3 protein-coding genes are annotated in these 12,872 nt (G+C 44.8%); all 3 read left to right on the top strand.

Annotation, left to right across the window (positions count from 1 at the left end):
* A partial coding sequence (locus ACY3LV_RS20815; protein ID WP_464864442.1) for an amino acid adenylation domain-containing protein occupies positions 1 to 3,687 on the top strand: 3,687 nt, incomplete at its 5' end.
* 27 nt (positions 3,688 to 3,714) lie between these two features.
* On the top strand, positions 3,715 to 11,397 hold the full coding sequence (locus ACY3LV_RS20810; RefSeq protein ID WP_464864441.1) for an amino acid adenylation domain-containing protein: 7,683 nt from the start codon (positions 3,715 to 3,717) through the stop codon (positions 11,395 to 11,397).
* A 19-nt stretch (positions 11,398 to 11,416) separates the two neighbouring features.
* Positions 11,417 to 12,872, top strand: a 1,456-nt coding sequence (locus ACY3LV_RS20805; protein WP_464864440.1) for a condensation domain-containing protein, incomplete at its 3' end; no start/stop codon positions are given.

Here is a 12,872-nt window from a genome sequence, read left to right as displayed (position 1 = left end):
CGGACACGCCCGGAGGGCGGGAAGCCGTTTGTGCAGTATTTGCAGGAAGTGCGTGACACAGCATTGGAAGCCTATGAGCATCAGGATTATCCGTTTGAAGAGCTTGTCGATAAGCTTGGGGTAACACGGGATATGAGCCGGAATCCAGTGTTTGATGCGATGTTTATCCTTCAAAATACAGAAAAGCAGGACATAGAACTGGAAGAAATAAAAGTCCGGCCAGCCAATTTCCCGCATCACATTTCTTTATTCGATATGACGTTTATAGCAACGGAAACAGATGGAGCCATCTGCTGTGAAATGGAATTCAGTACAGAGGTATTCCTAAAAACTACGGTTGAACGCTGGGCAGCTCATTTCAGCGAATTTCTGCATGCGGCACTTTCTAAACCTGAAATAAACCTTTCACAAATCAATATACTTAGTGAAAAAGAAAAACAAAAAATAGCCTTTGAATTCAACAAAACTCAAGTTGAATTTTCTCAAAAAGATGTTCCTTTTCATCGCATATTTGAAGCGAGAGCTGAAGAAACACCAGAACATATAGCTGTTATTGATGACGAAACACAGATTAGCTATCGGGTTTTAAACGAAACAGCCAATCGCCTGGCACGGACATTGCAAAAAAGAAAAGGAACGAGGCCAACTGTGGCTGTTTTAGCCAAGCGGTCCATTGATGCAATTGTTGGAATCCTAGCAGTGATGAAAGCTGGCGGAGTGTATATCCCAATCGATTCACATTATCCAAAAGCCCGTATTGAATATCTTATCCGTGATAGCGGGGCAGACATTCTTCTTTTGCAGCAGGAGTTGAAGCATTTGATTTCAAACTCTTCTCAATGTGATATGTCTCACATCTGCCTTGACAATGAGGGCTCTTATGAAGAAAACAGCTGCAACCTTGACTTATCTCCTGCTCCTGAAGATGCAGCATATATCATTTATACGTCAGGAACTACGGGCGCGCCTAAAGGCGTTATTGTCACCCATCGGAACTTTACTCATGCAGCTCTTGCGTGGCGTCAAATTTATGAACTGGATCGGAAGCCTGTCAGACTGCTTCAAATGGCGAGCTTTTCATTTGATGTCTTTTCAGGAGATTTGGCGAGAACATTGACCAACGGCGGGACGCTAATCGTTTGTCCTGATGAAAAGAGGCTGGAGCCTGCTGAATTATATGGAATCATGTGCTCCCGGCGAATCACGATCATGGAGTCGACACCGGCCCTCATTATTCCGATGATGGAGTATGTATATCGTAACCGGCTCAAGCTTCCTGACTTAAACATACTGATTCTTGGTTCCGACATGGTAAAAACTCAAGACTTCAAAACACTGACAGAGCGCTTTGGCCAAAGCATGCGCGTCATCAATAGTTATGGCGTCACAGAGGCAACGATTGATTCCAGCAGCTATGAAACAAGTATGGGAGAAGAGTATTCGGGAGATAACGTACCCATCGGCATCCCGCTACCGAATGTACACATGTACATACTCAGCCAGACTGAACAAATTCAACCGATTGGCGTTGCCGGCGAGCTGTGCATCAGCGGGGCCGGTATTGCTAAAGGCTATCATAATAAACCTGAATTAACACAATTGAAATTCACAGAAAATCCATTTGTCTCTGGGGAAAGGCTGTACAGAACCGGTGATCGAGCCTGCTGGCTTCCAAACGGAACGATCCGGCTGCTTGGCCGAATGGATTATCAGGTGAAGATAAATGGATACAGAATTGAAACAGAAGAAATTGAGAGTGTACTGCTTCAAACAGGGCTTGTCAGAGAATCTGCAGTTGCCGTTCAGCATGATAAGAATGGACAGGCTGGTTTATCAGCATATATCGTGCCTTCAGACGTCAACACGAATGCGCTTCGTACTGCTTTAACAAAGGAACTGCCGGCGTATATGATTCCTGCGCATCTGATTCCTTTAGAAAACATGCCGCTGACCCTAAACGGAAAGCTGGACAGAAACGCCTTACCGGCTCCAAATGATGTGTTTTCGCGTCCATATTCCGCACCAGTTAACGACATACAAGAAACGATAGCGCAAATATGGGAAGATGTACTGTCCATCTCTCGAGTCGGCATTCACGATTCCTTTTTTGAGCTTGGCGGTGACTCAATTAAAGCATTACAGGTGGCAGCGCGACTGGCAGCTGAAGGCTGGAGCATGACAATACGCGATTTATTCCGTTATCCAACGATTCACGAGCTAAGCGGACATATCACACCATTGGCATCTCAAGCAGATCAGGGACCTGAGGAAGGCGAAGCTGAGCTCACCCCGATTCAGCGAAGATTTTTCGGGCAGGATTACGCTTTTTATTATCATTACAACCAGTCCGTTATGCTTTTTAGCGAAAAAGGATTCAATGCGAATGCGCTTCGGCGAGCGCTGCGTAAAATAACCGAGCATCACGATGCAATTCGCATGGTTTTTCAACGAAACGATAACGGGCTTGTCGTTCAGTATAATCGCGGTATGAATCACAAGGATCATGAACTGTTCGGCCTTCACATCGCAGACTGGACAAAAGAATCACTTGAAAGGACTCATCTTGATGAAAAACTAGCCGCTGAGGAAACCGTCATTCAAAGCAAAATGAATGTACAAGAAGGCCCTCTTCTGCAAGTAGGTTTGTTTAAAACGGCAGAAGGAGACCATTTGCTGATTGCGCTTCATCATCTAGTGATAGATGGCGTTTCTTGGAGGATTCTGCTTGAGGATTTAGCTGCAGCATACCAGCAGGCTTTAGAAAACAAAGAGATCCAATTGCCGCCTAAAACCGATTCTTATTTGTCTTACGCCAATGGTCTTGCACAAATAGCCGAAAGTAAACAATTGCTTGCAGAAAAAACGTATTGGCAAACAATTTTGGACGCTCACACTGCATTTTTGCCTAAGGATATAGAAAATGTGCCTGGCAGATTGCAAATGAACAGCGATACAGAGGCATTTGCACTATCCGGGGTATGCACTGAAAAATTGCTGTTTGAAACCCCGCAAGCCTATGGCACTGATGCTAATGAACTTTTGCTTACGGCGTTAGGAATGGCGCTTTCTGAATGGACAAAGCATGACAAAATCGTGATCAGCACTGAGGGACACGGAAGAGAAGGACATGTGCCACACATTGATATTTCACGTACAGTTGGATGGTTTACTTCCATTTACCCTATTCTTCTGGACATGAGTGTTCCGGTGCCTTTCGACGATCACATCGCTTACCGAATAAAGACGACAAAAGATATGCTGAGAAGAGTACCGAACAAAGGAACTGGTTACGGATTGTTAACACAGATAGGAGAACTGCAGTATAAAGAGCCTGAGGTCAGCTTTAATTATCTCGGCCAATTCAGCGAAGAGAAGGAAGCCGAAACGTTTCAATTATCATTTTATCAGTCTCGTTATGAAATAGCGGGTGAGAGGGAACGGGAATATGAGCTCGACATCAATGCCCTCATTACAGACGGACGGCTTCAAGTAAAAGCGGTATACACCCAAGTGTTCAGCAAACACTCAATTGAGTGTTTTATGGATCATTTTCACAGGCACCTTATCGAGATAATTGAGCATTGTTCGCAGAAAAAAGCACGCGAAAAAACACTGAGTGATTTCAGCAATAAGGAATTAACGTTGTCTGCATTATCTAGCATCGAAAATCTCGTGAAAGATCTTTAACTTTTTTTGAAAAGGTGTGTGGAATTGATGGCACAATCGGCAAAGATTCAAGATATTTATCCGTTATCGCATATGCAGGAAGGAATGCTGTTTCATTCACTGATGGATTTCAGCTCAAAAGCCTATGTCGAACAGGCCTCGTTTACGATCACAGGAAATCTATGCATCGACTCGTTTCAACAGAGCTTAAACCTGCTAGTTTCCCGGTATGATATTTTCAGAACGATTTTTATTAAAGAAGTGCCAGATCTCACAGGGCCGCAGCAGGTGGTCCTGTCAAACCGGGAATTGACAGTGCATAGAGAAGATTTTTCCCACCTGGCCAATCATGAACAGCAGGCTTTGATTGATGCTTTTATGACCAAGGATCGGGAAAAAGGATTTAATTTACAAAAAGACCCGTTAATGCGTCTTGCCCTTTTTGATAGAGGTGACAGCCAATATACATGTGTCTGGACTCATCACCATATCATCATGGATGGCTGGTGTCTGGGTATTATTCTTAAAGAATTTTTCAGCATATATGATTCACTTAACAACAACACGCCTGTACGGCTTGGCAGCACGGTGCCGTACAGCCGCTATATTGAATGGCTCGGAGAACAAGATCAAGAAGAAACTGCCGCTTATTGGAGCGGGTATTTGAAGGAGTACGGCAATACCGCTTCTATTCCCCGGATAAAGAGCCGCCCAGCGGACGGGGATTATGAAGCCGCTCAGGTCCGCTTTTCTTTAGCGCCGGAAACAGTTGAGAAACTGGCAGAAACCGCCCAAAAATGGGGAGTCACTTTAAACACGTTGTTTATGAGCATTTGGGGCGTGCTCCTCCATCGGTATAACGCCTCCGATGACGCAGTTTTTGGCTCCGTCATTTCGGGACGCCCGTCAGCGATTGATGGGATTGAATCAATGGTCGGATTGTTTATTAATACTGTTCCAGTGCGAATTCGATCTGCGGAGGGTTTGGCGTTTTCTTCGCTTGTCAAAGACGTGCAGGAGGATATTTTAGCATCTGAACAGCATGGGTATTATCCGCTTTATGAGATTCAAAACCATAGTCCTTTGAAGCAAGGGTTGATCGATCATATTTTTGTCTTTGAAAATTATCCTGTACAGCTTCATCAGGCATTAAGCATCGAGAGTGAAAATGACGAAAGCGCACTGAAGCTGGGTGACATTTCAATGTCCGAACAAACCAATTACGACTTTAATATCGTTATCGTTCCGGGAGAATCATTTTATATCAAATTCAGCTACAACGCAGCCGTTTACGAACGGGAGGAGATGCTGCGGATCCAGGGGCATCTAAAACAAGCACTAGATTGCATTTTGGAAAATCCGGATATTACCGTCAATGACATCAATATCGTGCCCCCGGAGGAGCAAAAAGTTATCCAATTGTTTAACGAAACAGAACGGCCTTATAGGAACAAAACGATAGCCCAATTGTTCGAGGAACAAGCTCACAAAACACCTGATGCTGATGCATTGAAAATGGGTGATGAATGCTGGACCTATCGCCAATTACATGTAAGAGCCAACCAGATTGCGCACGCCCTAGTAGAAAAGGGTGTTGGACCTGGAGATATCGTGGCTGTGATGATGGGCCGGTCAATGGAGATGCCTGCCGCTCTGCTTGGGATTTGGAAAGCAGGGGGGGCTTATATGCCGCTCGATCCAAATTTCCCAACAGAACGCCTTTCTTTCCTGCTGAAGGACAGTCAAGCGGATCTATTGCTGATAGAAGAAAACCTTATGTCATTCATCCCGCCGCACTATGAAGGAAATGTGATAACGATAGAACATACAGCAAGTCACCAAACAGCGGCTCCAGATGTGCCGATTGGTGATCTCGCTTACTTAATCTATACGTCGGGAACGACAGGACGCCCTAAAGGTGTTCTAGTTGATCATCAAGGCATTGCCAATACATTGCAATGGAGACGGGAAGAGTATGGCATGACCGAACAGGATCTATCTCTCCATCTGTTTTCATATGTGTTTGACGGTTGTGTGACGAGCTTGTTTACCCCGCTTTTATCCGGTGCATGCGTACTGCTGACAACAGATGACGAAGCGAAAGATGTTTTAGCTCTTAAGCGAAAAATAACCCGATATAAGGTCAGTCACATGATCATTGTTCCATCTCTGTACCGGGTGTTATTGGAAGTGATGACTGCTGAGGATGCAAATAGTCTTCGTATTGTGACATTCGCGGGTGAAGCGGTGACACCTGATCTGCTTGAGATGAGTCAAAAGATTTGTCCTTCTGCAGAACTGGCAAATGAATACGGGCCCACAGAAAATAGTGTGGCAACAACAATATTGCGTCATCTGAACGAAAACGAGAGGATCACAATCGGACACCCGATTGCGAACACAGAAGTATTTGTGTTACACGGAAATCAACTGCAGCCGATCGGTGCGGCCGGCGAACTGTGTATTTCCGGCGCGGGTCTTGCCAGAGGATACTACAAACAGCCAGAACTGACAGAGAAAGCATTTTCCGATCTCCCATTCCTTGAAGAGAGGCGTTTATACCGAACAGGTGACGCAGGCCGTTTTTTGCCGGATGGAACGATTGAATATATTGGACGTTTTGATGATCAAGTAAAAATGAGGGGTTACCGCATTGAACTGAGAGAGATCGAAACAGTTCTTCGACAGGCACCGGGGGTGAAGGAAGCAGCGGTATTGGCTCGTGATGCTTCTGCTGAGGACAAGGAGCTTATTGCTTATATCGTTCCGGAAAAGGGAAGCAGTCTCCCGGATTTGCATCGCCATCTTGCTGGGACATTGCCGTCCTATATGCTTCCCGCAAGTATTATCAACATCGGCAAAATGCCATTAACATCCAGCGGGAAACTTGACCGTTCAGCACTTCCTGAACCAAAAAACAATGCGGCTCTCACATATATGCCGCCCCGAACCTTAATCGAAGCTGATCTCGCACAGATTTGGGAAGATGTGCTGCATAAACAGAAAATCGGCATTCGTGATGATTTCTTTCAACTAGGCGGACAGTCCTTAAAAGCGGCCGCACTCGTATCAAGAATACATAAAAAGCTTCATGTCGAGCTGCCGCTCAGTGAGGTTTTCTCTTACCCGACAATTGAAAGCATGGCAGTCAAATTGATGAGCTTAAAAGAACATGCTTTTACACAGATTGAGCCTGCGGAGCAAAGAGAGGTCTATCCGCTGTCTTTCTCGCAAAAACGATTATATGCTCTTCATCAGCTGGCAGATGACAGCACAGGCTATAACATGCCCGCTGTACTTGAATTGTGCGGAAATCTAGATCGCCAGCAGTTGAGAAGAGTTCTCACAGAACTTGTGAATCGGCATGAAACATTGCGGACTGTTTTTGTGCTTGACAGTGGAGAGCCCGTGCAGATCATTTATCCAGAGATGGCTTTTGATCTGAAAGAGCTTGAAATGGAATCAAAACAAATGCTTGAGTCTGCAATCGAGTCCTTTATCAAACCGTTTGATCTATCGGCCGGTCCGCTCTTTAGAGCATGTGTCATTTCAATGGGCAATAATCACGGATTTTTGCTGCTCGATATGCACCATATCATTGCCGACGGTGTCTCGATGAGCACGCTTGTCCAAGAATTTACTGACTTATATTGCGGAAAGGAACTGCCAGCTTTAAATCTGCATTATAAGGATTTTGCTGTTTGGCAGCAAGAGAAGTTCCCGAAAGACCTATACAGAAAACAGGAGGCCTACTGGCTTGATCAGCTTGGCGGGAGTCTTCCTGTATTAGATTTACCGCTTGATAAAACAAGACCGCGTCTCCCTGATTTCAGCGGCGGAACAATTGAAGTAAACATTGATCAAGACACCGCAAATGAACTGCACCGTTTAATGGCTGAAACGGGAACAACGTTGTATATGATCCTTCTGGCTGTCTATTCTATTTTGCTATCCAAGCTTAGCGGGCAAGAGGATATTGTTGTCGGCTCGCCCGCTGCAGGCAGACCGCACGCTGATCTGGAGCGCGTCATCGGGATGTTCGTAAATACATTAGCGATGCGCAGCCAGCCCGAGGGCCACAAAACGTTCAGCTCGTATTTGCAGGATATTCGCCGTCTGGCTCTGACAGCTTATGAACATCAGAATTATCCTTTTGAAGAGCTGGCAGATAAGCTCGATACACATCGAGAGGTAAATCGCAACCCGCTGTTCGATGCGATGCTCGTGCTTCAAAGCAGTGAAGATTTCCAGTTTGAAGTGCCTGGTCTATCGATTTTGTCTGTCACTCCAAAACACGATATATCCAAATTCGATTTGACATTACACGCTGAGGAGCATTCAGACGGAATTCGATGCCGTTTTGAATACAGCACCGCTCTTTTTGAAGAAGAGACCATTGCGCGATGGGCATCCTATTTTATCGAACTGGTGAAAAATGTAATAGCGGATAACGAGATGAGAATTTCGGAAATGCAATTGCTACCTGCTGCAGAGCGGGAGCAGCTTCTTGAAAAAATGGGACAGTATGCAGCTTATCCGAGAAATGAAAACATTGTAAGCTTATTTGAAAAGCAAGCGGCTGAACATCCTGATCATATCGCAGTGGTGTGCGGCCACTCTCAGCTTACTTATCGAGACTTGAAAGAAAAAGCAGACCGGACAGCTGCTATGCTCATCAAACAAGGGGTCGGCACTGGGGACATCGTCGGTCTGATGCTCGATCGGTCACCTGATATGATCATTGGCATTTTATCGATTTTAAAAGCGGGAGGGGCCTACTTGCCGATTGATCCTGAATATCCTCAGGACCGTATCAGCTTTATGCTCAATGACAGCGGGACAGAACTGTTGCTGACAGAGCGCGGACAAAATAAACCTGCAGACTACAGCGGGAAAATGTTGTATATCGATGAAGCTAAAAATGATTCAATTCCGGCTGATTTAAAAATCCAAGAAACTCTGGCGGATCAGCCGGCATACGTAATATACACATCCGGAACGACGGGCCGGCCAAAGGGCGTCATGGTCGAGCACCGCAATGTGATCAGTCTTTTAAAGCATCAAAACCTGCCTTTTGAATTTGGCCATGAAGACGTCTGGACGTTCTTTCATTCATATTGCTTTGATTTCTCTGTATGGGAAATGTTCGGTGCGTTATTGAACGGAAGCACACTAGTCGTGGTCTCTAAAGAAACAGCCCGTGACCCCCATGCATTCCGTTTATTGTTAAAAAAAGAAAGCGTCACTGTACTCAATCAGACTCCGACTGCTTTTTACGGTCTGATGCATGAAGATCAAAACCATACGGATCGATTAAATCTCCGATATGTGATTTTTGGCGGCGAAGCTTTACAGCCCGGCATGCTTCAAAGCTGGAATGAAAAATATCCTTATACTGATCTGATCAATATGTACGGTATTACAGAAACGACGGTACATGTAACATTCAAAAAATTGTCCGCAGCAGACATTGCAAAAAATAACAGCAATATCGGACGGCCTCTTTCAACGCTGCAGGCTTATGTGATGGATGCTCATATGAATTTGCAGCCGATCGGAGTTCCAGGGGAGCTTTATATAGGCGGTGAAGGCGTAGCACGGGGATATCTCAACAGAGATGAGCTGACCGCTGACCGTTTTGTACCCAATCCGTATCTTCCGGGGGACAGATTATACCGAACGGGAGACCTTGCGAAACGCCTGTCAAATGGCGAGCTGGAATACGTAGGCCGCATTGATGGTCAGGTTAAAGTCAGAGGGCATCGTATCGAGTTAGGCGAAATCCAAGCGGCGCTTCTTCAGCTTCCAATTATTAAAGAGGCGGCTGTCATCACAAGAAAAGATGAGCAAGGGCAAACAGCTGTATATGCATACATGGTGACAAAAGATCAACAGGCCGCAAATACATCAGATATCCGAACTTCTCTAAAAAACATGCTGCCTCACTTTATGCTGCCCGCCCGTTTGATACAGATTGACAGCATCCCGCTGACTGTTAATGGAAAGCTCGATCAGAAAGCCCTGCCGGAACCTGATAAATATGCTTATACTGCTGATGATATCAGCCCTAGAAATGAGATTGAAAAGGTAATGGCTGATATTTGGGAGGAGCTTCTTGATGTGAATGAGCTGGGCATAAGCGCCAATTTCTTTGAACTTGGCGGAGATTCTATTAAAGCGCTGCAAGTTTGCGCCAGACTGAAGCAGCGCGGATTCGAAACGACAGTACGTGAGATGTTTGAACATCAGACTCTTGGTGAACTGTCCGCTCGTGTTCGAAAAGCCGTACACGTCATTGACCAAGGTCCGGTAGAAGGCGAGATCACTTGGACACCTGTCCAGCAATGGTTTTTCTCACAATCTCTGGAGATGCATCATTTTAATCAGTCCGTTATGCTTAACCGGACTGAACGATTTGACGAAATTGCGCTTAGAAAAGTGCTAAGAAGCCTGGTGACTCATCATGACGCACTGAGAATCGTATGCCGGTATGAAAATGGCAGGCCGGTTCAGATAAATAAAGGGATAGATCTACCAGAGAAGGAGCTATATTCTCTTGAACTGTTTGATGTAAAGGGTAACTTAACAGAAGCACAAAACAGGATTAAGGAAACAGCCAGCCAGATACAGGGGCATATTCGTTTGGAAACCGGCCCCTTGCTTCACGCTGGATTGTTTAGAACCGAAAATAGTGACCATTTGTTTCTGACGATTCATCACTTGGTTATTGATGCGGTTTCATGGCGCATTTTGTTCGAGGATTTTTCAACAGCTTACAAACAGGCAGTCTCAGGAGAGTCTATTAAACTGCCGCAAAAAACAGATTCATATTTAACGTATTCACAAAGAATAGCTAACTACTCTAAAAGCCGCCAGATGCAGCGCGAAGCAGCGTATTGGGAAGAGCGCGAGAACCGTCACATTCATCCTATTCCTAAAGACAATGACGCAGCGCCTAACATATTCAAAGATACAGAAGTGATTGAATTTGAGCTGTCCCGCCATCACACCGAATTATTGTTAACTGCTGCAAATAAAGCATACAGCACGGAGATGAATGATATCCTGCTGACAGCTTTAGGTCTTGCTTTACAGCAATGGACGGGCTCTGACCAGTTTAAAATCAGCATGGAGGGCCATGGAAGGGAATCATATCTTGGGGACATTGATATGAGCAGAACTGTCGGCTGGTTCACCTCGATCTATCCGGTATGGCTTGATATGAGCGATTCTGATCATAAGAACAAAGATGAACGGCTGGGCCATCTCATTAAACAGACAAAAGATATGCTGCATCGTATACCGAATAAAGGCGCAGGCTACGGTGTGCTGAAATATATCAGCAAAAGATGGGGCTCTGAGAAAAACACCCCGGAAATCAGCTTTAATTATTTAGGCCAGTTTGATCAGGATATTCAATCAAAAGCCTTTGAGGTTTCTGACATCAAACCAGAAAATGAGATCAGCCCGAACTGGGAGCGGCCTTATGCTCTGGATATCAGCGGAGCTGTTTCTTCGGGTTGCCTGAACATGCACATCATCTATAACAGGCTTCAATTTGAGGAAAAAACAATCCAAACATTTGCCGGGCATTTTAAACAGACTCTGGAAAACATCATTGAGCATTGTACGGGCAAAGAAAACCGAGAATGGAGCGCATCTGATTTCACCGATGAAGATTTAACGCTTGATGAATTGAGTGAGATTATGGGAGCCGTCAACAAACTATAGGGAGAGGAGATTCATACTGATGCCGCAGCAACCCGAAATAAAGGATATATACCCTTTGTCATTTATGCAGGAAGGGATGCTTTTTCACTCACTGTATGATGAACAGTCAAGAGCTTATTTTGAACAGGCTTCTTTTACGATACATGGACAGCTTGACTTGGAGCGTTTCCAAAAAAGTATGGATGGTGTTTTTGACAGATACGAAATCTTCCGAACGGCGTTCATCTATAAAAATGTAGCCAAACCTCGCCAGGTCGTGCTCAAGCATCGTCCTTGCCATGTTCATTTTGAAGATATTTCCCATCTCAATGAAAGAGATAAAGAACATTGCACCGAAGCATTCAAAGAACAGGATAAATCCAGAGGCTTCGATCTTCAAACGGATGTACTGATGAGAATATCTATTTTGAAATGGGGGCCTGATCGTTATATCTGTATCTGGAGCCACCATCATATTTTAATGGATGGCTGGTGTTTAGGTATTGTTATTAAAGACTTTCTCCACATTTATCAAGCGCTCGGAAAAGGACAGGTTCCGGATTTGCCTCCCGTACAGCCGTACGGGACGTATATTAAATGGCTGATGCAGCTAGACCGAGAAGAAGCAGCTGGGTATTGGAAAAAGAGGCTTCAGTATTTCGAAAAAGCGACGCCTCTGCCCAAAAGAACAGATCAAATGCCAGATGGGACATTACAGCAGATCACGTTCACTATTTCTGAAAAAGAAACCTCCGAATTACAGAAAATCGCAACAGCGTCTGGTGCGACGCTAAACACTGTTTTCCAAGCTTTATGGGGAATCATGCTCCAAAAGTTCAATCGCTGCGGCGATGTTGTGTTCGGATCAGTTATATCAGGCAGACCTTCTGAGCTAAAAGATGTGGAAAACATGGTCGGACTTTTTATCAATACCATTCCTATTCGAGTCCGAAGTGATTCCCTTTCTTTTTCTGACCTAGTCAGCAGGATGCAAAAGGATATGACTGAAGCAGAAGCGTATAGTTACTTCCCTTTATATGACATTCAGGCGCAGAGTGCTCTTAAACAAGAGCTTATCGATCATATTATCGTCTTTGAAAATACACCTACCCAGCAAGAGATTGAAGGGCTGAATCAGGCTGGATCATTTGATTTCTCCGTGAAAGATTTTGAGATGGCAGAGGAGACCAACTATAGATGCAGTGTCAAAGTGATCCCAGGCCGTACCTTGTACGTTCGGATTCATTTTCATACTGGCGCTTATCAATCAAATATGATGTCTGAGATAAAAGATTATTTACAGCACATGATCTCTGACATCATCGCTGATCCAACTCTTTCCGTGTCAAAAATGACATTGCTGGATGAGAACAAAACAAGGAAAATCGTTTCTCAAAATAACAGGTCTGTATCCGTTTCGCCTAAAGCCCCAACCCTCCACGGACTGTTTGAACGACAGGCGGCTTGCACACCGGAGCGGCCAGCCATCCGTTTTT

Source organism: Bacillus sp. 11C (assembly GCF_055486375.1).
This window is presented reverse-complemented; position numbering and strand designations above follow the sequence as displayed.